25 protein-coding genes are annotated in these 25323 nt (G+C 29.3%); 23 read left to right on the forward strand and 2 right to left on the reverse strand.

The annotated features are described in order from the left end of the window. Positions 1-75: 75 nt before the first annotated feature. The gene (locus T483_RS0125230; RefSeq protein ID WP_026889327.1) at positions 76-1023 is read left to right on the forward strand and encodes an alpha/beta hydrolase; all 948 of its coding nucleotides are present in this window, start codon (positions 76-78) and stop codon (positions 1021-1023) included. A 173-nt stretch (positions 1024-1196) separates the two neighbouring features. Further along, the gene (gene msrA, locus T483_RS0125235) at positions 1197-1670 is read left to right on the forward strand and encodes a peptide-methionine (S)-S-oxide reductase MsrA (RefSeq protein WP_026889328.1); all 474 of its coding nucleotides are present in this window, start codon (positions 1197-1199) and stop codon (positions 1668-1670) included. Positions 1671-1742: 72 nt separating this feature from the next. Here the strand turns inward: msrA and T483_RS0125240 are convergent, their stop codons facing one another. Beyond that, positions 1743-2603 (reverse strand): AraC family transcriptional regulator, encoded by an 861-nt coding sequence (locus T483_RS0125240; RefSeq protein WP_026889329.1) that lies wholly within the window; start codon positions 2601-2603, stop codon positions 1743-1745. 235 nt (positions 2604-2838) lie between these two features. Between T483_RS0125240 and T483_RS0125245 the strand changes: the two genes are divergently transcribed. The 6 genes from T483_RS0125245 (at position 2839) to thiI (ending at position 10509) form a co-directional block, all read left to right on the forward strand. Further along, the gene (locus T483_RS0125245; protein WP_026889330.1) at positions 2839-4308 is read left to right on the forward strand and encodes a UDP-N-acetylmuramoyl-L-alanyl-D-glutamate--2,6-diaminopimelate ligase; all 1470 of its coding nucleotides are present in this window, start codon (positions 2839-2841) and stop codon (positions 4306-4308) included. A gap of 46 nt (positions 4309-4354) precedes the next feature. Further along, positions 4355-5581 carry a dicarboxylate/amino acid:cation symporter gene (locus T483_RS0125250; RefSeq protein WP_026889331.1) on the forward strand — a complete coding sequence of 409 codons (1227 nt, stop codon included), beginning with the start codon at positions 4355-4357 and terminating at the stop codon, positions 5579-5581. 492 nt (positions 5582-6073) lie between these two features. Then, complete coding sequence (locus T483_RS0125255) at positions 6074-6898, forward strand: RelA/SpoT domain-containing protein (protein WP_026889332.1); 825 nt, start codon at positions 6074-6076, stop codon at positions 6896-6898. Between the two features lie 52 nt (positions 6899-6950). After that, entirely contained in the window at positions 6951-7841 is an 891-nt protein-coding gene (locus T483_RS0125260) for an NAD(P)-dependent oxidoreductase (protein WP_278247490.1), read from the forward strand. Between the two features lie 362 nt (positions 7842-8203). Further along, a complete protein-coding gene (locus T483_RS0125265; protein ID WP_026889334.1) occupies positions 8204-9352 on the forward strand; it encodes a cysteine desulfurase family protein in 1149 nt (382 codons plus the stop codon). Next, the gene (thiI, locus tag T483_RS0125270) at positions 9352-10509 is read left to right on the forward strand and encodes a tRNA uracil 4-sulfurtransferase ThiI (RefSeq protein WP_026889335.1); all 1158 of its coding nucleotides are present in this window, start codon (positions 9352-9354) and stop codon (positions 10507-10509) included. Before T483_RS0125265 ends, thiI begins: the two co-directional genes overlap by 1 nt. A 60-nt stretch (positions 10510-10569) precedes the next feature. Here the strand turns inward: thiI and T483_RS0125275 are convergent, their stop codons facing one another. Beyond that, positions 10570-11319, reverse strand: coding sequence for a YoaK family protein (locus T483_RS0125275; protein WP_026889336.1), 750 nt, complete (start codon positions 11317-11319; stop codon positions 10570-10572). A gap of 276 nt (positions 11320-11595) precedes the next feature. Between T483_RS0125275 and hisZ the strand changes: the two genes are divergently transcribed. The 15 genes from hisZ to clpX all read left to right on the forward strand — a co-directional run bounded on the left by hisZ (position 11596) and on the right by clpX (position 25256). Next, positions 11596-12741: an ATP phosphoribosyltransferase regulatory subunit gene (gene hisZ / locus T483_RS0125280; protein ID WP_026889337.1), complete on the forward strand. Its 1146-nt coding sequence runs from the start codon at positions 11596-11598 to the stop codon at positions 12739-12741. Between the two features lie 2 nt (positions 12742-12743). Next, a complete protein-coding gene (gene hisG / locus T483_RS0125285; protein WP_026889338.1) occupies positions 12744-13373 on the forward strand; it encodes an ATP phosphoribosyltransferase in 630 nt (209 codons plus the stop codon). Between the two features lie 132 nt (positions 13374-13505). Beyond that, positions 13506-14804 (forward strand): histidinol dehydrogenase, encoded by a 1299-nt coding sequence (gene hisD, locus T483_RS0125290; protein ID WP_026889339.1) that lies wholly within the window; start codon positions 13506-13508, stop codon positions 14802-14804. Continuing rightward, positions 14791-15831: a pyridoxal phosphate-dependent aminotransferase gene (locus tag T483_RS0125295; RefSeq protein ID WP_026889340.1), complete on the forward strand. Its 1041-nt coding sequence runs from the start codon at positions 14791-14793 to the stop codon at positions 15829-15831. The genes hisD and T483_RS0125295 overlap by 14 nt, the downstream gene beginning before the upstream one ends. 225 nt (positions 15832-16056) lie before the next feature. Next, the gene (hisB, locus tag T483_RS0125300; protein ID WP_026889341.1) at positions 16057-16644 is read left to right on the forward strand and encodes an imidazoleglycerol-phosphate dehydratase HisB; all 588 of its coding nucleotides are present in this window, start codon (positions 16057-16059) and stop codon (positions 16642-16644) included. A 122-nt stretch (positions 16645-16766) separates the two neighbouring features. Further along, on the forward strand, positions 16767-17387 hold the full coding sequence (gene hisH / locus T483_RS0125305; protein ID WP_026889342.1) for an imidazole glycerol phosphate synthase subunit HisH: 621 nt from the start codon (positions 16767-16769) through the stop codon (positions 17385-17387). Continuing rightward, positions 17384-18106, forward strand: a complete 723-nt coding sequence (gene hisA, locus T483_RS0125310; RefSeq protein WP_026889343.1) for a 1-(5-phosphoribosyl)-5-[(5-phosphoribosylamino)methylideneamino]imidazole-4-carboxamide isomerase — start codon at positions 17384-17386, stop codon at positions 18104-18106. Before hisH ends, hisA begins: the two co-directional genes overlap by 4 nt. Positions 18107-18110: 4 nt before the next feature. Beyond that, positions 18111-18872, forward strand: coding sequence for an imidazole glycerol phosphate synthase subunit HisF (gene hisF, locus T483_RS0125315; protein WP_026889344.1), 762 nt, complete (start codon positions 18111-18113; stop codon positions 18870-18872). A 202-nt stretch (positions 18873-19074) separates the two neighbouring features. After that, the gene (gene hisI, locus T483_RS0125320) at positions 19075-19404 is read left to right on the forward strand and encodes a phosphoribosyl-AMP cyclohydrolase (protein ID WP_026889345.1); all 330 of its coding nucleotides are present in this window, start codon (positions 19075-19077) and stop codon (positions 19402-19404) included. A gap of 30 nt (positions 19405-19434) precedes the next feature. Then, the gene (gene hisE, locus T483_RS0125325) at positions 19435-19761 is read left to right on the forward strand and encodes a phosphoribosyl-ATP diphosphatase (protein ID WP_026889346.1); all 327 of its coding nucleotides are present in this window, start codon (positions 19435-19437) and stop codon (positions 19759-19761) included. Positions 19762-20652: 891 nt separating this feature from the next. Beyond that, entirely contained in the window at positions 20653-20847 is a 195-nt protein-coding gene (locus T483_RS0125330) for a hypothetical protein (RefSeq protein ID WP_026889347.1), read from the forward strand. A gap of 129 nt (positions 20848-20976) precedes the next feature. Beyond that, positions 20977-21792, forward strand: a complete 816-nt coding sequence (locus T483_RS0125335; protein WP_026889348.1) for a hypothetical protein — start codon at positions 20977-20979, stop codon at positions 21790-21792. A 95-nt stretch (positions 21793-21887) separates the two neighbouring features. Continuing rightward, positions 21888-23171 carry a trigger factor gene (gene tig / locus T483_RS0125340; protein WP_026889349.1) on the forward strand — a complete coding sequence of 428 codons (1284 nt, stop codon included), beginning with the start codon at positions 21888-21890 and terminating at the stop codon, positions 23169-23171. 154 nt (positions 23172-23325) lie between these two features. Then, positions 23326-23925, forward strand: coding sequence for an ATP-dependent Clp endopeptidase proteolytic subunit ClpP (gene clpP, locus T483_RS0125345; protein WP_026889350.1), 600 nt, complete (start codon positions 23326-23328; stop codon positions 23923-23925). A gap of 41 nt (positions 23926-23966) precedes the next feature. Continuing rightward, positions 23967-25256 (forward strand): ATP-dependent Clp protease ATP-binding subunit ClpX, encoded by a 1290-nt coding sequence (clpX, locus tag T483_RS0125350; protein WP_026889351.1) that lies wholly within the window; start codon positions 23967-23969, stop codon positions 25254-25256. Positions 25257-25323: the final 67 nt, after the last annotated feature.

The following is a 25323-nucleotide window of genomic DNA, read 5'->3' on the forward strand; positions in this document are numbered from 1 at the left end:
TAATTGACAAGCGTTTTAAATTTTCATAAATAAGGGAAACATATAAAAAACAAGTTTTTTGGTAAAGAGGAATTTATGAATAAATTATCTTATGAAAATGAAGTGGCAGATTATTCTAAAAGATTTAAGGATTTTAAGATGAAATCTATGCAAGACAATATAAATCTAGGCATAACGATTTATCTACCTAATGGTGAAATAAAAGGAATATTTCAAATTAGTCATGGTATGATGGAGCATAGAAAGCGCTATATAAAGTTTATGGATTATTTGGGAAGCAACGGCTATATTTCAGTAGTGCACGATCACATAGGGCATGGTGAAAGTGTTATCACCAAAGATGACTACGGTTATTTCTATGATAACGGAGATAAAAATCTCGTAGAAGATTTACACCAAATAACGTTATATATGAAGCAAAAGTACAAAGACTATCCTTACTTTCTATTTGGATTTAGCATGGGGTCACTAATTGCAAGAGCCTATTTAAAGAAATATGATTATGAATTAGATGGTCTTATACTTTGTGGTTCACCAGTCCAAAATAAAGCTATGCCATGTATTAAAAAGTTGTGTAGAATTATAGAGAAGATAAAGGGTGATCACTATCGGTCAATTTTTATACATAAAATAATTCGAGGAATAGGTGATAATGTTATCACAACCTCAGAAATAGAAAGAAATAAATTTATGAACGATGAAGGGTGTGGATTTATTTTCACAGTAAATGGATTCGAAAATCTATGTAACTTAATAAAAACTGACTATAGCCAAAAAAGCTGGGTCAAAAGAAATTTAGATCTCCCGATTCTATCTATTGCAGGGGGAGATGATATAGTTATTATAAGTAACAAAAGATTTAATGAATTGACAAAGTTTATGAAGAGAATAGGATACGAGAAAATTTCTACTAAAATATATGCAGATAAATATCATGATCTTTTGCATGAAGTAAATAAATTAGAGGTTTATAAAGATATTTTAGATTGGATAAATAGCATTCTCGGTGAAAAGAAAACTTGATTTTATCAAATGGTTTATTTCTATATGTATGTTTTACAATAATAAACTTACATTTAAAATTATAGTGAGACAAGTGCCTAATAAATATAAAAATTTGGAAACTCAATTATAATATATATAATTGCAAAGTACTATTATTTGGGTTTATAATGCTGTTAAAGGATGTGTTAAGTATGAAAAAAATAGTTTTTGGCGGAGGCTGCTTTTGGGGTGTGGAAAAATTCTTTTCCATGATGCCAGGAGTATTAGAAACAGAAGTAGGATATGCAAATGGAAAAACAGAAAATCCAACATATGAAGAAGTTTGCAAAAATGATACGGATTTCGTTGAGGTGTGTTACATAACATACGATGAAAAAATAGTTTCACTCGATGAATTATTGGATAAGTTTTGGAGTATAATAGACCCTACAACGTTGAATAAACAAGCTGGAGATACTGGTACTCAATATAGAAGTGGAGTTTATTATATTGATGAATCTGATGCTGATATAATTAATAAAAGTAAAGCGAAAATTCAGGAAAAATGTGATGCGCAAGTTGTAACTGAGGTTAAACCGTTAAAAAAATACTATACAGCAGAAGAATATCACCAAGATTATTTAGAAAAAAATCCTACTGGTTATTGCCATATTAAGTTTAATTAATATTAAATATTGATGAGCTACTGTATTGATACTAGCAGCTTGTTAAAAACTATCTTAGAATAGAGAAATATTTTAAGATAGTTTTTTTATTTTAGGGGAAAACTCACTTGGAGATTTTTTAAACAGGTTTTTAAATGAACGTAGAAAACATGTGTAATCATTAAATCCACATTGTAAATAAACTTTTGTGATTTGATCGCCATTACTTATAAGATCCTTAGCCATTAATAATCTCTTTTGATTCACATAGTTATGAAGAGTATAGCCAGTTTCTTTTTTAAATTTATGCATAAGATAATATTTACTAATATAAAACTTTTGAGATAGAGTTTCTACAGAAAGATTTTCAGGCAAATTATTATTTATGTATTTCAGGATTTTTTCAATTTGCTTATCATATCTTAGGGATGTTTCATCATTTATATACATATTGTTAAGGTGGACTCTGTTTAAATATACAAGCAATTGAATAAATAGTGAATTGCTCAAAAGTTTACTACCAAAGTCTTGTGAGTTAAAGGAAATATTTAGTGATTCTATTATAAACTTAATGTTATCTTGTAATTTGCTATCAAGTCTAATAAGATTAAAACTTTTTTCATTAGCAAGTCTAAAGCAAGTAGATAAATCACAATTTTCATAGTTATGGTTTTCTATAAAATCAGAATTCGCCCAGATAATAATTCTTTCATAAATCTCAGAAGAATCAATAATAGGTTTATGGACATCATGATTATTTACAAGCAAAATATCCCATGGTTTTAAGTTGTAGGCCTTTCCTTCAATTAAATAAGTCACTTTTCCAGATAAAAAAATTATTATTTTATTAAAGTCGTGATAATGAAATTCAAATTCCTGATTTTTTTTATCTCTTAAATGAAATAATTGGAAATCATTGTTTAAGTAGCCTGATTTATTACTATTTTTATTCATAGTTGAAAACTCCTCTGAAATAGCTTCAATTGCAACTTTATTAAGCAAAAATTGCAGATATAAATATATATTCAATTAACTTTAAGATGTCTCATATAAGTTTTGATTTTAGATTCTATATTAAAATGATAAAGCACTTTTTGCAGTATATCAAGCAATATATGCACTATTTAATGCGAAAATGTTGTATATAATAAAAATATAAGAAGTTAAGTAATTCTTGGAGGAATAAAAAATGAAGTTATATAATTTGTTAAAAGATTTAGATTACGAAATAATTAGCGGGAGTGTTGATATAGATGCTAGGAGTGTTAGTTATGATTCTAGAAAAGTAAAAGGAGATTCAGTGTTTATCTGCATACAGGGGGCTAATGCAGATGGTCACGACTATATAGACGAAGCAATAAAAAGTGGCGCTTTAGCAATAGTAATACAGGAAGAAATTAAAATAAATAATGACAATATAACAGTAATAAAAGTTAGAAATACTAAGTTAGCTTTAGCAAGTATAGCTAACTTATTTTATAATGAACCTTCTAAAGCAATTAATTTAGTTGGAGTAACAGGTACCAATGGAAAGACTACAGTTATACATTATATAAAAGATATATTAGAGGCATATAAAAAGAGAACTGCTATAATAGGAACTTTAGGATATGAATTTAATAAGGAAAAGGCAAGTATACAAAAGGTTAATCCTACAACACCTGAATCATTAGAACTACAAGGATTATTTAGAGAATTTATTAATAAAGGTACTGAAAATATTGTAATGGAAGTTACTTCGTCTGCATTAGCAAAATACAGAGTTGAGTATTGTGATTTTAACGTTGGAGTATTTACAAATTTATCTCAGGATCATCTTGAAGAACATGGAACAATGGAAAATTATAAAAATGAGAAGATAAAATTGTTTGAAAAATGTGAGTTAGGAGTTATAAATCTAGATGATGGAATAGCAGAAGAAATTATAAAAAAAGCCGGCTGCAAAGTTTTAACTTATGGAATAAATAAAGAGGCTGATATTAGAGCAACTGAGATTAGATATAGAAATGATTGTATAATATTCAAAATCAAATATAGGGACATAAAATGGCGCTGGTGGTGTATTACAGATGTAAAAGTAAATATTCCTGGAAAAATAACTTTATATAATGTTTTGGCTGCTATAGGAGCTTGCATAGGTCTCGGAATGGATATGGGTGAAATTATAAGTTGCTTATCTAATATAAAGCATGTTCCAGGGAGAATAGAAATGGTGAAAAATAATTCTAACAAAAATGTAATAGTTGATTATGCACACACTCCTGATGCATTAGAAAGACTATTAATGATGGCAAGAGAGACGACTAAAGGTAAACTCATTACTGTATTTGGCTGTGGTGGAGATAGAGATAAGAGTAAGAGAAAAGTAATGGGGATGGCGGCAGGAATTTTATCAGATTATTGCATAATAACCTCAGATAATCCAAGAACGGAGGATCCTATAAAAATAATTGAAGATATTGAAGAAGGAATGGAAGTTATCAATTCAACTTATGAGAAAATTGTTGATAGAAAAAAAGCTATTGAAAAAGGACTAAAACTTTTAAAAGACGATGATTTATTAATAATAGCAGGAAAAGGGCATGAAGACTATCAAATAATAGGGAAGGATAAAATATACTTTGATGATAGAGAAATCGTTAAGAAAGCTCTTTTATAGTGCTAGGATTTATAAATTAAGCATCAACTATTAGGAGGCGAAAAAATTGAAATTTTTAAAGAATTATAAATCATCATTGATTCTAGTGTCATCTATATTATTAGGTGGAGTAATAGGCGTTATGATGGGAGATAAAGCTAAAATATTTGCACCACTAGGGAATTTGTTTTTAAATTTAATATTTACAATGTTAGTTCCTATAGTATTCTTTAGTATTGCTTCCGCCATAGCTAATATGGATAAATCAAAAAAACTCGGAAGAATATTTGCAATAACTTTAATTGTATTTGGCATTACTGCTATTATTTCAGGCATAATAGGGGTAATTAGTTTTAAAATGTTTAATCCATCAGTTGGATTAGATCCATCAATGTTTAATAACTTAATGAGTACTAATGATGCAGATGCATCTAAAAGCGTAGGAGTTTTAGAAAAAATAGTTTCTAGTATAACTGTAGGTGATTTCTCTGGGCTTCTATCTAGAAATAACTTACTTGCACTAATATTATTTTCTATATTAATAGGTTTTGGGACCATGTTGTCTAACGAACAAGGTAAGGCTTTTGCATCATTTCTAAGCAGTGGAGCTGCAGTGACAATGAAAGTTGTAAATATAATTATGTATTATGCACCAATTGGACTTGGAGCTTATTTTGCAAATGTAATTGGACAATTAGGTGGACAAATACTAAATGGGTATGCAAAAATATTTGTACTATACTTGGTTGTCTCTATAATATACTTCTTTGTATTTTTTAGTATATATGCTTATATAGCAGGGCGAAAAGAAGGAGTGAAATTGTTTTGGAAAAATGCTGCAGAACCTTCAGTAACTGCATTAGCAACATGTTCTAGTGCTGCCTGCATACCAGTAAATATAAAAGCAGCTAAAAATATGGGCGTATCAGATACCTTGGCTAATATAGTAATGCCACTAGGAGTCAATATCCATAAGGATGGTTCGGTAATTGGAGGAATATATAAAATAATGTTCTTGTTTGCTATATTTGGTAGGGATATAAATACTATTAGTTCCTTATTTCCTATATTAGGAGCAGGGCTTCTTATTGGTGCAGTGGTTGGGGCGGTCCCAGGAGGTGGAGCAATTGGTGAGATGCTTATTTTAAGTATATTTGGATTTCCACAGGAAGCATTGGCTATAATGCTTGTAATAGCTACAATAATTGATGCACCAGCAACATTATTAAATTCATCAGGAAATACCGTATGTACAATGATAATATCAAGATTTATAGATAAGAAATATGACTAAGATAATTAGCCAAGAACCAATTAGAATCTGAGAGTATATTCCTTATAAGGTTTTATATACAAAAACTTATATTTATAGCGAGCAACCTATATGTATATACGTTCTAAAAAGTGTAGTTCATTGAAAGTTAATCTAAACTATTAGTTATTATAAACCATATAATTTTAAAAAGAATGAACCATATTATTTAGAACTTATATATGTTGCAATAATAAATCTAAATTTAAAACTATAGTAAGCAAAGTTCTAAATTAAGAGTAGAATGTAGAAACTTAATTGCAGTATGTAAAAGCAATATTTAATAGTAATAAACTACAAATAAAAAAGTAGTAACACCAATAAAGATAATTCTATTAAATAATAATATGTTTAAAAAATTTTGATAAAGAACTTCAACCGTATTTTGGTTGAAGTTTTTTGAAATAATTTTTAATTAATGTAGTATAATCTATATAGTATCGAAATAATGGAATTTATGGAGGAGTATTCAGAATGAAAAAAAGTTTTAACATAGATATATTTTTAGAAAAATATCCTCAAGCTAAAGAAATGATTTCTAAAAATAATATTAATATTGAAAATCTTAAGGAAATCTACGAAGACTACATAAATTATAAAACCTCCTATGAAAGTCAAGCTGCATTTATAGCAAACATCTTACGAGCACAGAGAATGGTGCATTCTGTTAAATCAAGGATTAAAGATCCTGAGCGGTTAATAGAAAAAATTATACGAAAGACAGAAGATAGAAAAAATAAATATGGAGATAATTTCGAATTTACAGTAAATAATTATAGAAATGAAATAAATGATTTAATAGGGATTAGGGTTATACATATATTTAAAGACCAGTGGCAGGGAATACATAATTTTATAATAAAAACTTGGAATGTAACTGAGATTACTGCAAATGTAAGAGAAGGAGATAATATAGATGTTTTTGATGATCCTATTATAGAGGTAAGATCAAAAGCTTCTGGATACCGTTCAGTTCATTATTTAGTTGAATTTTACCCAACTAATGAGAAGGTAATTGCAGAGATACAGGTTAGAACAATTTTTGAGGAAGGATATGGGGAAATAGACCATAGATTAAGGTATTCTCATAATGAAATCCCAGAAATACTTAAGTCTAACTTAATGCTTTTTAATAGGATTGTAGGAAGTGCTGACGAAATGGCGTCATTAATAAATAATTTAAGTAAAGAGTGGGGAGATAAAGAAGTTTATTATAAAACAATAATGAAAGAGCAGGAAGCAGAAATTAATAGATTGAAAAGCAAAATGACATGGATTGACGTAGAAAAGAATTCTTAACGCTAGTATTTTAAGAAGTTAGGGCTGAGAATATAAAATATTATAACTAAAAATGGAGGAGTTTAAAGTGAAGACAATCGGATTTATAGGTGTAGGTGTAATGGGAAAATCTATGGTTAGAAATTTAATGAAGAAAGGATATGAGGTATCTATTTATACAAGGACAAAAGAAAAAGTTCTTGATGTTATAAATGAAGGTGCTAAATGGTGTGGGGATGTTAAGAGCTGTGTAAATAATAAAGACGTTATAATAACAATTGTAGGCTATCCTAAAGATGTAGAAGAAGTTTATTTTGGGGAAAATGGTATTTTAGAGAATGCTAAAAAGGAGTCTTGTATAATTGACATGACTACTACAAGTCCAAAACTTTCTGTAAAAATTTATAATGAGGCTAAAAAGAGAGAAATATATGCTTTAGATGCACCAGTATCAGGAGGAGATGTAGGAGCAAAGAATGCTACATTATCTATAATGGTTGGTGGAGACTTAGAAATTTTTGGAAAACATAAAGATGTTCTATCTGCACTTGGAAATAATATAATTTATGAAGGAAAACCGGGAAATGGTCAGCATGCAAAAATGGCAAATCAGATAGCTTTAGCTGGTGCGATAGCTGGAGTGTGCGAAGCAATTACGTATGCAAAAGGAGCAGGATTAGATGTTCAGACTATGCTTGATAGTATAAGTGAAGGTGCGGCGGGAAGCTGGCAAATGAAAAATATGGCTCCTCGTATGTTAAAAGGAGATTTTGATCCTGGCTTTTACATAAAGCATTTTATTAAGGATATGAATTTAGCAATAGAAGAATCTACAGATAATTCTATAAATTTAGGCGTTTTGAATGAAGTACTGAAAATGTATAAAACATTAGATAATGATAATTTGGGTAGTCTAGGGACTCAGGGGCTTATTAAATATTACGAGAAGTATAGTAAAAATTAATAAATTTAAGTTGGATATATAAGTTGGGATAATAAACTTATATTTAAAATTCTATTAAGTCAATCGCTCAACTAAATTAAAATATAGAAACTCGATTGCAACAGATATAAGTTTAAGTTCTAAATAATATAATTCATTCTTTATAAATTTATTTAGATTCATTATATATCTATCAGAAGCAGTAAGTAAGAACTTCTTATTTACTGCTTCATTTTATATATTAAAAAAAATACTATGCAGGAATTATTTTTTTGTTATAATAAAACATGTATATTACATAGTAAGTTTATAAGACAATAAGGAAAGAATATATTTTATAATGGATCTTTAGAGTTTATAAACTTGAAAGGAAGAAGACTTATATGGAAGTTTATTTTGATAATAGTTCAACAACAAAACCGCTTGATGAGGTAGTAGATGAAGTAAGTTTTGGTATGAAGGAATTTTATGGAAATCCATCTTCTTTACATAATTTGGGGTTGAAAAGTGAAAGGAAACTTAAGGAATGTAGGGGAATATTGGCTAAAACTATAAATGCGAGTGAAAATGAAATACATTTTACTTCAGGTGGAAGTGAAGGAAATAATTTAGTTCTTAAGGGGCTTTTGAAAAGCGGAACTCATCTTATTACAACTCCTTTTGAACATGCTTCTATTTTGAATACTATAAAGAAATTAGAAGAAAATAATATTAAAGTAACATTTTTAGAGATAAATGAAGAGGGTAAGATTAACTTAGAACAGCTAAAAAAAGCTATAACTAAGGAAACAGTATTAGTTTCAATAATGCATGTAAATAATGAAGTTGGAGTAATTCAAGATTTGAAGGAAATAGGAGACATAATAAGAGCGAGCAGCAATAGAACTAAATTTCATGTTGATGCAGTTCAAAGCTACGGTAAATTGCCTATAGATGTGAAGAAAATGAATATAGATTTTCTAACAGTAAGTGCACATAAATTTCATGGACCTAAAGGTGTAGGATTTATATATATAAAAAATACTAGTTCTTTATCACCATTAATAGAAGGTGGATCTCAAGAATTTGGAATAAGAGCGGGTACACAAAATATACCTGGAATTATGGGAATGGCTTTAGCATCAAAGATCTCAAATGATAAGATGAAAGAAAATTATGAAAAGGTATTTCAAATAAAGAAGAAATTTGCTGATAAATTGAATAATATCGATAATATAAAGATAAATAGTCTATTAAATGATAAATTTTCACCTTATATATTAAATGTTTCTTTTAAAGGTGTAAAAGGAGAAGTGTTACTTCACTATTTAGAGGAATCAGGAATATACGTGTCCACAGGATCAGCCTGCTCTTCTAAAGAGAGAGAGAGAATTGGAGGAAGTTATGTATTGAAATCTTTAGGATTAACTAAAGATGAAATATCAGGCGGAATTAGATTTTCTTTTTCAGATGATAATGATGAATCAGAGATAGATTACGTAGTAGACATTTTAGAAAAGGGACTTAAATTTTTAAGGAGGATAAAAAAATAATGAGAGAACTTATTTTAGTAAAGTACGCACCAGAAATATTTTTGAAAGGGCTAAACAGAGGTAAATTTGAAAGAAAATTAAGAGATAATATAGCTAAAAAACTTGATGGGATAAAAGCTGAATTCATACACGATAGTGGAAGATATTTTATAAAAACTGATGAAATAGAAGAGAGTATTAGTAGAATTAGTAAGGTTTTTGGGATACTTGAAGTATGTTTAGTTAGAGAAGTTGATATAGATTTTAACAGTATACAAGAGGCTGCATTAGAAAAGGTTAGACAATCAAAAGGAAACACTTTTAAGATTAATACAAATAGAGCTAATAAAAAATTTGAACTGAATTCCATGGAAGTTTCAAGAAAAGTAGGAGCATATGTTCTTACTAATTTAGATGGAGAAATAAACGTTGATGTTAAGAATCCAGATATTTCAATAAGTATTGAAATAAGAAATAATTATGCTTACGTGTGGTCAAATAGTGATATAACAAAGGGAGCGGCAGGTCTTCCGTATGGAATGAATGGTAGCACAATGTTAATGTTATCTGGTGGTATAGATTCACCGGTAGCGGGATACATGATGGCTAAAAGAGGTGTCGAAGTAAGTTGCGTTTATTATCACAGCCATCCATATACATCAGAAAGAGCAAAGGATAAAGTTAAAGATTTAGCAAAAATATTAGCTCAATATACAGAAAAAATTAATTTGTACATAGTTCCTTTTACAGATATACAGATGGAAATTATAAATAAATGTAGAGAAGACGAACTTACAATAATAATGAGAAGATTTATGATGAGGATAGCATGTAAGCTTGCAGATAAATATGGAATAAATTCAGTAAGTACAGGAGAAAGTATAGGTCAAGTTGCAAGCCAGACCATGGATGGTCTCATTGTAAGTGATGATTGTTCAGATAGACCATCATTTAGGCCATTAATTGCAATGGATAAAACAGATATAATGGAAATAGCAAGAAAAATAGGAACATATGAGACTTCAATTTTACCTTATGAAGACTGTTGTACAATATTTGTTCCAAAGCATCCGAAGACAAATCCAAAACTTGATGCAATAAGAAAAGAAGAAGAAAAATTAGATATTGATGAATTAGTACAAAAATCAATTGAAAATATTGAGATTGTAGCGTTTTAGAAAAATACCTCAGGTTTACTTTACCTGAGGTATTTGTTTTAGTATATTTTAAATAACATTTTAAGTTTCGTTTGTTATCTGATCTTTGGAGCTATGGTCAAGAATGTATTTATCAACGCTAAATAAGCTTACTGAAATAATTAATATTAGTACTGCAAACCAAATCGATTTACCACCAACATGTAAAGTTAAAATTCCGCCTAAATAAGCTCCAACAATAAAGAAAAATATTATAACTAAGTAGCGGGTACTTTTTAGAGCTAGTTTTTTATCTTTTTCTGTAAAGGCTTTATAAGCAGCTTGAGATGCAGAACGCAAATTACCTGTGCACATAGCCGTACTATATGGAGAGTCAATCAGTTTTCCAAAAGATGCAATCTGAACTGAGGATACAAATGAAATTGGAACTGTTACAAATATGTGGGGTACTGTAGTTGGTATAAATCCTATAATAAAAAGCACAATAATTTCAATAATTAAAATTATGCGTTCCGCATTCGTAGCAAAAGTCATTGATGGAACTTTAATATCTTTTATCTTTTCTGTAAATATCACCCCGAGCACGAATGCTAAAATAGGTAGTAAAGCTGTAATTGCTTGGCCAGAATTTCTCTTCGTAAGAGCTATTCCAAGTAAAACAAGGTTACCAGTTTGAGCATTAGCAAAAACTTCACCTCTGCAGACAAAGGTGTAAGCATCTAAGAAGCCTCCAACAATTGCAAGGAGAATACCAAGACGTACTGATTCAGAAGTTTTGGTATGGATGTGCATTTTTTTTATTGCGTTTATGTGTATATCTTTAGTAATCAATGTAAAAAGTCTCCTTTCAATATATTTCCTGTATTAAAAATACTTTTACAAATAAACTATTATATTATAACACTAATTTTTATATAGTTAAAAGTAAGTGTGGGAGAATATTTGATATAAACTTATAGAATAAGTATAAACTCATAAAAGAGTTTGAGATTATTGACATGGTAGAAAAAATAAGTTATCATAAATTAAACAACAGTTTAGCGCACTAAACTGATAAAATGATAAAACGATATAGAGGTTAAGCAATAAGAATAGGTGAGGTGTAAAATGAATAAGAAGAACATACTTCCAGAAGGAACAAGAGATTTAGTATTAGATGAATGTGCAGTAAAACGTATTATAGAAAAAGAAATGGATAAACTTTTTGAAAAGTGGGGATATAAAGAAGTTATAACACCGACACTGGAGTTTTATGAAACTTTCAACTATAATTCTCAAACACTAAGAGAAGAAGATATGTACAAGTTCTTTGATAATAGAGGACGTATATTAATTTTGAGACCAGATATGACAATTCCAATAGCAAGGGTTGTGGAAACTAAGCTCAAAGATGCAGAATTACCAATAAAGCTTAGATACACTTCGAATGTTTTTAGAGTTCACGCAAGTCTTGGGGGAAAGAGGAATGAATATACAGATTGCGGTGTTGAATTTATAGGACTTGAAGATGAAAAATCTGATTTAGAAATATTAGTATTGGCATTAGAAGCTTTGAAGAAATTGGGATTAAATGATTTTAAGCTTGAAATAGGAAATATCGGTTTTTTTAATGGGGCATTTAAAAATTTAGAAATAGAGCAGGAATATAAAGAGGCTATTGCACAGTTCATAGAAGATAAAAATATGAAAAGTTTAGAGGATTATTTAGCTGATTTAGATATAAAGGAAGAGTATAAGGCATTTTTTAATAAGTTGCCTTGGATGTTTGGGGATAAAAAGATTTTGGAAGAGGCTAAAAAATTAGCGTTTAATGAAGAGATAAGAAAAAATCTCGATTACTTGGAGGCACTATACTATGAATTAGATTTATTAGGATATGGTAAAAATGTGACATTTGATTTAGGAATGGTTCCTAGATTGAATTATTACACAGGAATTATTTTTAGAGGCTATGGTGAAGGGGTCGGCAACACACTATTGAGAGGTGGACGATATGATAATTTAATTGAGCTTTCAAAAGAATATGTTCCAGCAGTAGGATTTTCCATAGACATTGATGCTGTAATTCCAACTGTAAAGTTCAATAAAATTGTGAGTGAAAAGGAAACTATATGCCAAATATACTATAATAAAAATAATAGAATTGAAGCTATTAAAAAAAGTGAAGAGTTTAGAAATCAAGGGTATATTGTTGACTTATTACCAAATGAAGATATCAAAGAAATAAAAGTAGTTAAGGGTGGGGAATATTAAAAATGAGCATAAGCATAGCATTAACAAAGGGAAGATTAGAAGAAGAAACTATAAAAATTTTGGATAAGGCCCAATTTGATCCTTCGGAATTAAAAAATAAAGGTAGAAAACTTGTTTTTAAAGATAAAACACAGGATATAAATTATTTTTTGGTAAAGGCAGCAGATTCAATAACTTACGTTGAACATGGGGTAGCTGATCTTGGAGTTGTTGGAAAAGATACCATTTTGGAAAGTGATAATAATTGCTATGAAGTTTTGGATTTAGGATTTGGGAAGTGTGGATTCATAGTAGCATCATTACCGGAAAATGATATTTTTAAAAAGGTTGGTCATATAAAAATAGGAAGTAAATATCCAAAAGTTGCAAAGGATTATTTTAAAAAGAAAGGAATGGATGTAGAAGTTATAAAAATAGAGGGATCAGTAGAACTTGCACCAATATTAGGCCTATGTGATGGAATTGTGGATATCATGGAAACAGGAACAACTTTAAAGGAAAATGGTTTAGTTGTTATAGATAGGATTTGTGAGATAAGTGCTAGATTGATAGTGAATAAAGCTAGTTTTAAAATGAAGCAGAATGAAATATGGGATTTTATAGATAGGATTAAGAAAGTGATTAATAATTGACAAAATTCGTGAGATGTTGATAAAATTGATTATGATATCTTGAGTAATTAGTAAAAAATAATAAATAAAATTTAAAGAGTATTTTTTGTTGTTATTACTTTTTTATCAAGTCAAAGGGGGGCTATTAATTATATGTTAAATTTAATGGAGATTACCGAGAGCAATAAAGAAAGCTTAATTAGTGAACTTAAAGGTAGAGTTACAGAAACGGAACAAGAGATAATCTCAAGCGTAAATAGTATTCTATCAAGAGTGAAAAAAGATGGGGATAAAGCTTTATTTGAACTTACAAAGTCATTTGATAAGGTTGAACTTGAAACTTTAGAAGTATCAACTCTTGAAATTGATGAATGTTTTAATAAAGTGGAGAAAGAGTTTATTGAAGCATTAGAAGAAGCTAAAGCAAATATAAAAGAGTATCACGAAAAACAAAAATCAAATGGATTTTTAATGACAAAAGATAAAGGAGTATACCTAGGGCAGAGAGTATTGCCTTTAGAAAGAGTTGGAGTTTATGTTCCAGGTGGAACTGCTGCTTATCCATCATCAGTGCTTATGAATGTAATACCTGCAAAAGTAGCAGGAGTAGATGAAATTGTTATGGTAACTCCACCAGATAAAAATGGAGGGATTAATCCATATATTGGAGTGGCTGCAAGAATAGCAGGAATTAATAAAATATATAAAGTTGGAGGGGCACAAGCTGTTGCGGCTTTGGCTTATGGAACAGAAAGTATTAAAAAGGTTGATAAGATTGTTGGACCAGGAAATATATTTGTTGCTACTGCAAAGAAATTAGTATTTGGAGAAGTTGATATAGATATGATTGCGGGGCCTAGTGAAATACTAGTGATTGCTGATGAAAAATCCAATCCGAGTTTTATAGCTGCAGATTTAATGTCACAAGCAGAGCATGATAAATTAGCATCATCAATATTGATTACAACATCAAAAGAATTACACAGAAGAGTTGAGATGGAGCTAGAAAGACAAGTCAAGACTCTTGAAAGAGAAGAAATAATAAGAACTTCCCTTAAAAATTTTGGAAGCACAATAATTTGCAGAACTATAGAAGAATGTATTGATATTTCTAATTGTATAGCACCAGAGCATTTAGAACTAATGGTAGATGATCCAATGAAATATTTAGGTGTGGTTAGAAATGCAGGGTCTGTATTTTTGGGAAGATACTGTCCGGAACCTATAGGAGACTATTTTGGAGGAACAAATCATGTATTACCTACAAGTGGTACAGCAAGGTTCTTTTCACCGTTATCAGTTGATAGTTTTATAAAAAAATCTTCTTTCATTTATTATTCAGAAGAAGCACTTATGGAGAATGGAGAAAAAATCATAACATTAGCAAGCAAGGAAGGACTTACAGCTCATGCTAATTCAGTGAAAGTGAGATTAGAGAATGGGAACTTATAATGAGTATATCAATTCGTATGATGAGTATACAATCAACCTAGATAGTAATGAAATTTATCTAGAAATGGACCCAAAGATACTAATGAAAATGAAATCTTGCGTAACTAATGTACTTTTCCATAGATATCCTGCAAATGAGATGACCAATATTAGAGAATTATATGCAAGTTATGTAAATGTAGAGAGCAAAAACATAATTGTAGGAAATGGGTCGGACGAAATGATTGAACTTGTTGTAAGTAAGGCTATTAAGAATGGGAAGAAAGCGTTAACCCTGGGACCTGATTTTATAATGTATGATTTTTTTGTTTCAAGATTTGGCGGAGAATTAAAGAAATACGATATAGGTAAAACTATGAATTTTAATGTTCAAGAATTTATAGATATAGCAAAACAAGAAGTTGTAGATCTAATTATTTTTTCAAATCCAAACAATCCTACCGGAATTGGAATAGAGTTAGAAGATATAGTTAGAATTTTAGAAGCGTTTAAAGATACAATGGTTCTTGTAGATGAGGCTTATTATGAGTTCTATGGGAAATCAATGATTCCGTATATAAATAAATATAAAAATTTGGTGGTTACAAGAACCCTGTCAAAGGCTTGGGGACTTGCATCGTTGAGAGTAGGATTTTTAATAACTCATGAGAATAATATTTCTGAATTATTAAATTATAAAATTCCATATACAATAAGTTCTTTTTCACAAAATTTGGCTTCCATGGCTTTAAGATATCCAGAAAATGTTGTTAAAAATGCAAAACAAATAGTTAAACAGAGGGAAGAATTATATGAAAATCTAAAAGAGGTAGAAAAAAGTGCTGCAATGAAGATACAATTCTACCCATCAAAGGGGAATTATATCTTTGGCCGCACGCCTCACAAGGAAGCTCTTATTAAGGGACTTGAGAGCATTGGAATTATAATTAGAAATTTTAATGATGATAGCTTTAGGATTACAGTTGGCTCACCTATGCAAAATAGGAAAGTAGTTGATGGAATAAAGAAGATTTTTGTATATGTATAAATACTTAGCGTACTCAGAAAAGTAATAAGCTATTATGCCGATTTATTTAACAAGATGCTCACTCGTCCAATAAAAAAATATATCATTGGCATATTATTTTCTTTCATATGTGTTAAATTGAACTTGACTATAGTGAGATTATGTTTTATATAGATATTACAATGTATAGAATTCTTTTGGAAAACTATACTTAAAACAAAATTATTGATTTTAAGGAGAATTAGTATGTCAAATAGAAGCTCAAAAAGAGAAAGAATAACCAAGGAAACTAGTGTTAGAGTAGAAATTGATTTAGATGGAAACGGGAATAGTGAAATAAATACAGGAATTGGATTTCTAGATCACATGTTAACTTTATTTTCATTTAATAGTAAGGTTGACTTGAATATATTTGCTAAAGGTGATTCGTATGTATGTGATCATCATACAATAGAAGATGTTGGAATAACACTAGGAGAAGCATTTAAAGAATCACTAGGAGATAAGTATGGCATAAACAGATATGGAACTTTTTATGTACCAATGGATGAGACTCTAGCTTTAGTATCACTAGATGTAAGCAATAGACCTTTTTTGGTTTTTGATTGCGATTTCAAGAGGGAAAAAGTTGGAGAAATGTCTACTGAAATGGTAGTTGAATTTTTTAGGGCTTTTGCATTTAATGCTGGATTAACGCTTCACTTAAAAGTTTTATATGGTGAAAATGATCACCATAAAATAGAAGCTTTATTTAAAGCTTTCGGAAGAGCGATTAAAGAAGCTGTATCTATAAGTAGTGATAATGGCATACCATCTACTAAAGGAAGTTTATAAAAAATTATAAAAACGAAAAATGAATAATGAATAATTATTAATAAAATCTGAGAAATTGATATGTTAACTTATTATTTATTATTCATTTTAATTTTTATTTATTATAGAAGGGGGGCTATATAGTGATAGTTATAATAGATTATGGAATGGGAAATTTAAAAAGTGTTAAAAATGCCCTGGATTATCTTGGAATTGAGAATAAGGTCTCGTGTAATAAAGATGAAATTAAAGAGGCTGATGCATTAATATTACCAGGTGTTGGAGCATTTCCAGATGCTATGGAGACTATTGAAAAATTATCTTTAGACAAAATAATAATAGAAGAGGTAAGAAAGTGTAAACCGCTTCTTGGAATTTGTCTTGGAATGCAATTACTGTTTGAAAATGGATTTGAAGGAATTGAAAGAAAAGGACTTGGATTACTGAAAGGCAATATTATTAAAATGAAAGATAATAAAGCTAATAACATAAAGATTCCACACATTGGTTGGAATAATTTAATATTTAATAGAAGAGATGAACTCTTCACCGATATAGATGAAGGCGAATTTGTTTATTATGTACATTCTTATTTTGCTCAAGGCTATAATGATGAAGATTTGGTAGCGTATAGTGAATATGGGGAAAATAAGATACCAGGTGTAGTTAGATGTAAAAATGTAATAGGAGCTCAATTTCATCCGGAAAAAAGTGGATCTGTAGGTTTGGCCATTTTAAAAAATTTTGGGGAGTTGATTAAATGATAATTTTACCAGCAATTGATATAATTGATGGCAAGCCAGTAAGATTGTATCAGGGAGATTATAATAAAAAAGAAATTGTTGCAGATGATGTATTTGAAACAGCAAAATCTTTTCAGGATATTGGAGCAGAATATATACATTTAGTAGATCTAGATGGGGCTAAAAGTGGAAGTAATCAAAATCATGAGTTAGTAATTAAAATTGCTAAAGAACTTAATATTCCTGTGGAACTAGGTGGAGGAATAAGATCTTTTGAAACTATTAGATATCTTTTAGATAATGGAGTAGCAAGAGCGATTCTTGGAACTATAGCAATGGAAGATGAAGAGTTACTAAAAAAGGCAATAGCAATATATGACAGCAAAATAGCAGTGGGAATAGACTGTAAAGATGGTAAAGTATATGGAAGGGGATGGCTTGCAGCCAGTGACCTTGATTATATAGAATTTGCTAAAAAGATGGAGAATATGGGTGTTAAGAATATAATAGTAACCGATATTAGTAAAGATGGAACATTAGAAGGACCTAATGTGGAAATGCTTAAAGAACTTAAGAAAACAGTAAGCATTGATATTACAGCTTCTGGTGGAATTAAGGATATTGAAAATATTAAAGAATTAAAAAGTATAGGCTTATATGGGGCAATAACAGGTAAAGCTATATATGCTAAAACATTGTCTTTAGAAAAAGCAGTAGAAATTTCTAAAGAGGGGAGATAAACGGATGCATACTAAGAGAATTATTCCATGCCTTGATGTAAAAGAAGGAAGAGTTGTTAAAGGAGTTAATTTTGAGGGATTGGTAGATGTAGGTGATCCTGTTGCGCTTGCAGAATATTATAATAGGCAAGGAGCGGATGAATTAGTATTTTTAGATATAACAGCAACTCATGAAAAACGTGGCATAATGGAAAAAGTTGTTCAAAGTGTAGCCGAAAAAATTTTTATTCCATTTACAGTAGGTGGGGGACTTCAGACTTTAGATGATATAAAGTCAATACTTAGAGCAGGAGCAGATAAGGTGAGTTTAAATTCAGCGGCTGTTAGAAATAAAATGCTTATAAAAGAAGGGGCTTTCTATTTTGGAAGTCAATGTATAGTATTAGCAGCTGATGCGAAAAAAAGATCTGATAACACAGGATGGAATGTTGTAATAAACGGAGGAAGAATTGACACAGGATTGGATTTGTTAGAGTGGATTGAAGAAGCAACAGCACTTGGAGCTGGAGAAATTCTTTTAACATCTATGGATGCAGATGGAACCAAAAAAGGATTTGATTTAGAATTAACAAAAAATATAAGTGATATAACTAATGTTCCAGTAATAGCTTCAGGTGGATGCGGTTGTTTAGAAGATTTTTATGATGTATTTAAAGATAATATAGCAGATGCAGCACTTGCAGCCTCTCTTTTTCACTATGGGGAGCTAACTGTTGACGAGGTAAAGCAATATTTATATGATAAAAATATTTCAGTACGTAGATAAGCCTGGCTGGATATAAAAGCAATTAGAACCACTTATAGTTTTTGTGAAATATATATTCATTTATCAAGGGATATATTTTTTTTAGAATAAGCTTGTTAGAAAATAAAACTTTTGTAATATGGGTTTAATAAGTTGTATGATCTATGAAATATATTGATTTATAAAGAAGTAATTAGTGTATACCTGAAGGGAGAAAATTATAATGGAGATTTGTAAAAGAGTGGAACAAGTTGATTTTGAAAAGATGAATGGATTAATTCCAACTATAGTTCAAGATTATAAAACTAAAGAGGTTTTAATGCTAGCCTATATGTCAAAAGAAAGTTTAAATAAGACATTAGAAGATAATACAACTTGGTTTTATAGTAGAAGTAGAGATGAGCTTTGGAATAAAGGGGCAACTTCAGGACACTTTCAGCATGTGAAAGAAATAAAAATAGATTGTGATAATGATACTATTTTGATATTTGCGGAACAAGTAGGAGCAGCATGCCATACAGGAAATAGAACTTGTTTTTATAGAGATTTATAATTTATAGATGGAAGTATTGGAGGATTAAAAATGGATGAAAATATAAGAGCTTTATATGAGACTATATTAAAAAGAAAAACAGAAGGTGAAGATGGATCTTATACGAAATATCTTTTCGAAAATGGAACAAACAAGATATTAAAAAAAGTTGGTGAAGAATGTACAGAAGTTATAATTAGTTGTAAAGAAAATAATAGAGAAGAACAAATAAATGAAATTTGTGATCTTACTTATCACTTACTTGTTTTAATGGCTCAAATGAATATTTCACTTGAAGAAGTAGGCGCAGAGTTAGAAAAGAGAAGAACTAAAATTAACAATTTTAAAGGCGAGAGGAAACCAATAACAAATGTTTAAATAAATTCTATTTGCAGTGAAGCAAAATTGGAATTAAAAAAGTAGGATTGTTTATTTTGACAATCCTTTTTTGATGTTAAGATGTTGAAATTTGAGTAATATATGTTTAAGAATTTCAAAATTTTAACGGTTGATTGTCAATTATAAGTTGAGTATTATAATATTATATACAAGCAAAGTAAGTTTTTATACTATAGGAATTTATATTGGAGTGAAATCTGTGACAGGATTATGAAAAAGGCTGATTCAGAAAGTTACGTTTCAAAAGAGAATAAAAAAGAAAATATATTCGCCTGCATAAAATGTTTTTATATTCAGCATAGCTGCCATTTCTGATGTGCAGATTTTTATCACATGTGTTCGAAAAAGGTAGATGCGTAAAAAATATACACATATGAAAAGAGTGCGAAGCACAATACGGAACTTAACCATAATCGCCTGCGATTTTGTTCTTAATTATAAGCAAGAATACTTATAGTATTAAATATAAAAAAGAAAACCTGTATATATAGTACAGGTTTTCGCATGTCCACTCGAGAAAGGAAATAAATGAACATGTTATTGTGGGTTTATAAAATTTTATGGCGATAAACCATAAAGTGTATGGGCATATTTGTTACAATATTGATAATTTAATTATACAATAATCACAAAAAAAAACAATAATTTTTTATATTATGACAATTAAAATATAAGAGAAATAATTAAAGTTTACGTTACTAAATAAAAACCTTTTTGTATAGAAAAAAATTATAAGGAATTTATAGGTGTATAATATAGATATTATGTAGAAACTAATTTAAATTTGGTATAGGTTAAAAAATGAAAATTATATATTGAAATATATAAATAACAAATTAAAAAATAAAATAATGTATGTAGGAGAAAGAAATGATTGAAATATATAAGGAAGACTTATTAAAAGATACTATAGATTATGAAGAGTATTCAGAAAATGTTTGTAAGCTAACACTAGAGGAATTAAAAAAAGAAGGGTTATTGAAATGCGGGGGGTGCTGTTTAAAGGGAGAAAATAAAAAAGATAAGTGCTCAAGTTGCAATAGTAAGAACAGTTGTAAAAAGTGATATTATTTTTTGATCTAGGATTATATGATTACAAAAATATAAAATATATTGTAGATTTAAACAAAAGAATAATATATAATGAATTTGTTTATATTATAATACGTTAGAAAGATTTGGAGGGGGCCATCTTTGGGAAAGCCAAGTATTTTTAGTAGAGAATATGAAAAAAGGATGAAGCGAAGAAGAAGAAATGCGATAATAATATTTTTGGCAATAATATTAATAACATCTGCGCTATCAATTAAAATAGCGTATAATCCAATAGATTATAAAAATATTAAACAAAATATACAGGCATGGATTGATAGTGATACTAATAATTCTTCAGAACAAACCAAAGCAGAAAAAGAAGAAACATCTAGTGAAAAAAAAGATGAGGAAGTAGTTAAAGAAGAACCTCAAAAATCGGTAGAAGAATACATAAATGTAACTCTAGCGAGTGGAAATACTGCAAAAGCTATTTATGTAGATGATGCTAATACCGGAAAAGTATTTAAAACTTTAGATACTACTGATAATGGAGTTAGTTACAGCATAAGTCCATCTGGTAAGGAAATAATTGTAGAAGATACAAATTCAATAATCACATTATATAATTTAGATGGAACAAACAAGGTGATATCTAAGGATCAATATGTATCTACGAGTGGAAGTGTATTTACTAAAGAAGCTACAATTCAATCAAATCCCAAATACTTATGGAATCAAAAGCCAAAATTTATTAGTGAAGATAAAATAATTTTTGTTACTAATAGGCCATATTTTGGAGGCGCTAATCTTAAACAGTATTTATGGATGACTGATATTTCAACTAATGAAGATAAGGTTCTCTGGGATTTAGCTGGAGCTAATATAGAAATTGGTGAAAAGGAAGAAAAAGGTGTTAAAATTACTGTTGATGGTAGAATTTATTTTATAGATGTAAATGGTAATTATATTCAATAGAGATAATATTAATAAATTATTTGATAAGATTTAAGGGTTTATGGTATAATGACTTAGTTAAATTAGATGCACACTATTTAGGAGGAAAGAATAAAATGAAAGCTAAAGTGGAAAAAATAGAAACAAATGTGATAAAATTAGAAATAAGGGTTGAAGCTGAAAAATTCGATGCAGCCTTAACTAAAGCTTATAATAAGAATAAGGGCAGATATAATATACCTGGATTTAGAAAAGGAAAAGTTCCTATGGCAATGGTTAAAAAGTTCTATGGAGTTGAAGTATTCTATGATGATGCTGTTAATTTTGCTATAGACGAATCATATCCAGAAGCATTAAATACAGAAAATATTAGACCTGTAGATTATCCACAAATTGATATAGTAGAATTAGGAGAAGGTAAGGAATTAGTTTATACTGCTACAGTTACTACGTATCCAGAAGTAGAACTTGGAGAGTATAAAGGATTAGATATAAAGAAACCTGTATATGAAGTAGAAGTTGCTGAAATAGATAAGCAAATTAAAGAAATGCAAGAAAAAAATGCTAGAATAGAAGTTAAAACAGAGGGAAATATAGCTAAGGGTGATATAGCTGTTATTGATTTTAAAGGATACATAGACGGAGTTGCTTTTGAAGGCGGAGAAGGCGTTGATTATTCTTTAGAAATAGGTTCTGGTACTTTTATTGATAACTTTGAAGAACAATTAATCGGTTTAGCTGTAGGGGATAAAAAAGAAATAAACGTTACTTTCCCAGAAGCTTATGGAAAAGAAGAATTAAACGGAAAGCCAGCAATGTTTGAAGTTGAAATTAAGTCAATTAAAGTTAAAGAATTGCCAGAATTAGATGATGAATTTGCTAAAGATGTGGCAGCAGTTGATACTTTTGAAGAACTAAAAGAAAATCTTAAAAATACATTAGAAAAGAATAACAATGAGAAAGCAGAAAGAGAATTTGAAGAAGCTGTTATAACTGCAGCAATTGAAAACTCAAAAATGGACGTTCCAGAGGTTATGGTAAACAAAGAAATTGATGCCATGATGCAAGATCTTGAAGGAAGATTAAAATATCAAGGTTTAAGTTTAGAACAATACATGGAGTTTACAGGAAATACAACTGAAAAAATGAGAGACTTTATGAAAGAAAATGCAGAAAGAAAAGTTAAAGCTGACTTAGTTCTTGAAGCTATTGCAAAAACAGAAGAAATTAAAGCAACTGAAGAAGAATTAAATGCAAAAGCTTTAGAATTAGGAAAAATTTATGGACCAAAAGATCCAGAAAAAATGGCTAAAATTTTAGTTAAGTCTCAAAAAGACATGATTGAAAAAGATATAATATTAGAAAATACTTTAAAATTCTTAAAAGAAAATTGCAAATAATTTATTTTAATATATAATATAAAATGAGTATACCAATTATAAATTGCCAGAAAAAAATTTTTTCTGGCAATTTATTCAAATAATAATTAACAAAGCGATAAAAAAAATATATAATTAAAATTAGAAAAAGTATAATAGTAAAAGGAGGATTTATATGGCTTTAGTACCTATGGTTGTAGAACAAACAAGTAGAGGAGAACGTTCCTATGATATATTTTCACGATTATTAAAAGAAAGAATAATCATGTTAAGTGGAGAAGTGAATGATGATAGTGCTAATTTAATAGTAGCACAATTATTATTTTTAGAAAGTGAAGATCCAGATAAAGATATATATATATATATAAATAGTCCAGGAGGATCAATAACAGCTGGAAATGCTATATATGATACTATGCAATATATTAAGTGTGACGTATCAACAATATGTATAGGAATGGCAGCTTCAATGGGAGCATTTTTACTTTCTTCTGGAACAAAAGGAAAGAGATTTGCACTTCCAAATGCTGAGGTTATGATACATCAACCACTAGGCGGTTTTCAAGGTCAAGCGACAGATTTTGAAATACATGCTAAAAGAATATTAAAGATGAAAGAAACTTTAAATAGAATTCTAAGTGAAAATACTGGTAAGTCTTTAGAAACAATTAAAGCAGATGTAGAAAGAGATAATTTTATGAGTGCAGAAGAAGCTAAGGCTTATGGGTTAGTTGATGAAGTAATAACTACGCATAAAATAGGAAAAGATAAATAAGATTGAATTTTCAATTTATACGTTTTAAGTGAGGTGAATGTATGGCTAAATATGATGAAAAGAAGCAGTTAAAGTGTTCTTTCTGTGGTAAAACTCAGGAACAAGTAAAAAGATTAATTGCAGGTCCAGGAGTGTATATTTGTGATGAATGTATTGATTTATGTTCTGAAATTATAGCAGATGAATTTCAAGAAACTGTTGATTTTGACCCTAAAAGTGTACCAAAGCCAAATGAGATTAAAGAATACTTAGATTCTTATGTCATTGGGCAGGAAAGAGCAAAAAAATCTTTAGCAGTAGCAGTTTATAATCATTATAAAAGAATTAATACTAATAAAGAGGATATTGATGTTGAGTTATCAAAAAGTAATATTTTATTACTAGGACCAACTGGTTCGGGTAAAACATTACTTGCTCAGACATTAGCAAGATTTTTGAATGTACCTTTTGCAATTGCCGATGCTACAACATTAACAGAAGCAGGATATGTTGGAGAAGATGTAGAAAACATTCTTCTTAAATTAATACAGAATGCAGATTATGACGTAGAAAAAGCCGAAAGAGGTATCATTTATATAGATGAAATAGATAAGATTGCTAGAAAGTCAGAAAATCCATCTATTACTCGTGATGTATCAGGCGAAGGTGTTCAACAAGCATTGTTAAAGATATTAGAAGGAACCGTTGCATCAGTTCCGCCACAAGGTGGAAGAAAACATCCTCATCAAGAATTTATCCAAATAAATACTTCTAATATATTATTTATTTGTGGTGGAGCTTTTGATGGCGTTGATAAAATAATAGAAAATAGAACAAGAAAGAGTTCTATGGGATTTGGAGCACAAATTCAAGCTAAACATGAAAAGGATGTTGGAAGCTTACTTAAAGAAATTATGCCAGCAGACTTATTAAAGTTTGGATTAATTCCAGAATTTGTTGGAAGACTTCCAATACTTGTTACGTTAGAGTCTTTAGATAAAGAAGCTTTAATTCAAATTTTAACTAAACCTAAAAATGCTCTTGTAAAACAATATAAAAAATTATTTGAGTTAGATGATGTTAAGTTAGAGTTTGATGAAAAATCATTAGTTGCAATTGCCGAAGAAGCAATTAGCAGACAGACAGGTGCTAGAGGTTTAAGAGCTATTATTGAAGATATAATGAATGAGATAATGTATGAGATACCTTCTGATAATAGAATAACTAATGTTGTAATAACTGAAGAAGCTATTAAAGAGAAAAAACAACCTAGAATTGAAAGAATAGAAGAAGGAAAGATTAGACCGACTTTAGTAAAAGCTAGAACTAAAAAAGATATTGAATCAGCTTAATATTAGCGAGGATAATAAGTCAGTATATATTTTTAAAATATATACTGACTTATTTAGCGTTAGCGTC

Source organism: Clostridium beijerinckii HUN142 (assembly GCF_000621745.1).
Taxonomy (GTDB): domain Bacteria; phylum Bacillota; class Clostridia; order Clostridiales; family Clostridiaceae; genus Clostridium; species Clostridium beijerinckii_A.

What these genes read in the sequence shown, in the direction of transcription:
- T483_RS0125230 (WP_026889327.1), top strand. Translation starts at nt 76, where the DNA reads ATGAATAAATTATCTTATGAAAATGAAGTGGCAGATTATTCTAAAAGA.
- T483_RS0125265 (WP_026889334.1), top strand. Translation starts at nt 8,204, where the DNA reads ATGGAAGTTTATTTTGATAATAGTTCAACAACAAAACCGCTTGATGAG.
- tig (WP_026889349.1), top strand. Translation starts at nt 21,888, where the DNA reads ATGAAAGCTAAAGTGGAAAAAATAGAAACAAATGTGATAAAATTAGAA.
- T483_RS0125240 (WP_026889329.1), bottom strand. Translation starts at nt 2,603, where the DNA reads ATGAATAAAAATAGTAATAAATCAGGCTACTTAAACAATGATTTCCAA.
- clpP (WP_026889350.1), top strand. Translation starts at nt 23,326, where the DNA reads ATGGCTTTAGTACCTATGGTTGTAGAACAAACAAGTAGAGGAGAACGT.
- T483_RS0125245 (WP_026889330.1), top strand. Translation starts at nt 2,839, where the DNA reads ATGAAGTTATATAATTTGTTAAAAGATTTAGATTACGAAATAATTAGC.
- hisB (WP_026889341.1), top strand. Translation starts at nt 16,057, where the DNA reads ATGTCAAATAGAAGCTCAAAAAGAGAAAGAATAACCAAGGAAACTAGT.
- hisI (WP_026889345.1), top strand. Translation starts at nt 19,075, where the DNA reads ATGGAGATTTGTAAAAGAGTGGAACAAGTTGATTTTGAAAAGATGAAT.
- T483_RS0125330 (WP_026889347.1), top strand. Translation starts at nt 20,653, where the DNA reads ATGATTGAAATATATAAGGAAGACTTATTAAAAGATACTATAGATTAT.
- hisD (WP_026889339.1), top strand. Translation starts at nt 13,506, where the DNA reads ATGTTAAATTTAATGGAGATTACCGAGAGCAATAAAGAAAGCTTAATT.
- msrA (WP_026889328.1), top strand. Translation starts at nt 1,197, where the DNA reads ATGAAAAAAATAGTTTTTGGCGGAGGCTGCTTTTGGGGTGTGGAAAAA.
- hisE (WP_026889346.1), top strand. Translation starts at nt 19,435, where the DNA reads ATGGATGAAAATATAAGAGCTTTATATGAGACTATATTAAAAAGAAAA.
- hisF (WP_026889344.1), top strand. Translation starts at nt 18,111, where the DNA reads ATGCATACTAAGAGAATTATTCCATGCCTTGATGTAAAAGAAGGAAGA.
- T483_RS0125295 (WP_026889340.1), top strand. Translation starts at nt 14,791, where the DNA reads ATGGGAACTTATAATGAGTATATCAATTCGTATGATGAGTATACAATC.
- hisG (WP_026889338.1), top strand. Translation starts at nt 12,744, where the DNA reads ATGAGCATAAGCATAGCATTAACAAAGGGAAGATTAGAAGAAGAAACT.
- hisA (WP_026889343.1), top strand. Translation starts at nt 17,384, where the DNA reads ATGATAATTTTACCAGCAATTGATATAATTGATGGCAAGCCAGTAAGA.
- T483_RS0125260 (WP_278247490.1), top strand. Translation starts at nt 6,951, where the DNA reads ATGGAGGAGTTTAAAGTGAAGACAATCGGATTTATAGGTGTAGGTGTA.
- T483_RS0125255 (WP_026889332.1), top strand. Translation starts at nt 6,074, where the DNA reads ATGAAAAAAAGTTTTAACATAGATATATTTTTAGAAAAATATCCTCAA.
- hisZ (WP_026889337.1), top strand. Translation starts at nt 11,596, where the DNA reads ATGAATAAGAAGAACATACTTCCAGAAGGAACAAGAGATTTAGTATTA.
- thiI (WP_026889335.1), top strand. Translation starts at nt 9,352, where the DNA reads ATGAGAGAACTTATTTTAGTAAAGTACGCACCAGAAATATTTTTGAAA.
- clpX (WP_026889351.1), top strand. Translation starts at nt 23,967, where the DNA reads ATGGCTAAATATGATGAAAAGAAGCAGTTAAAGTGTTCTTTCTGTGGT.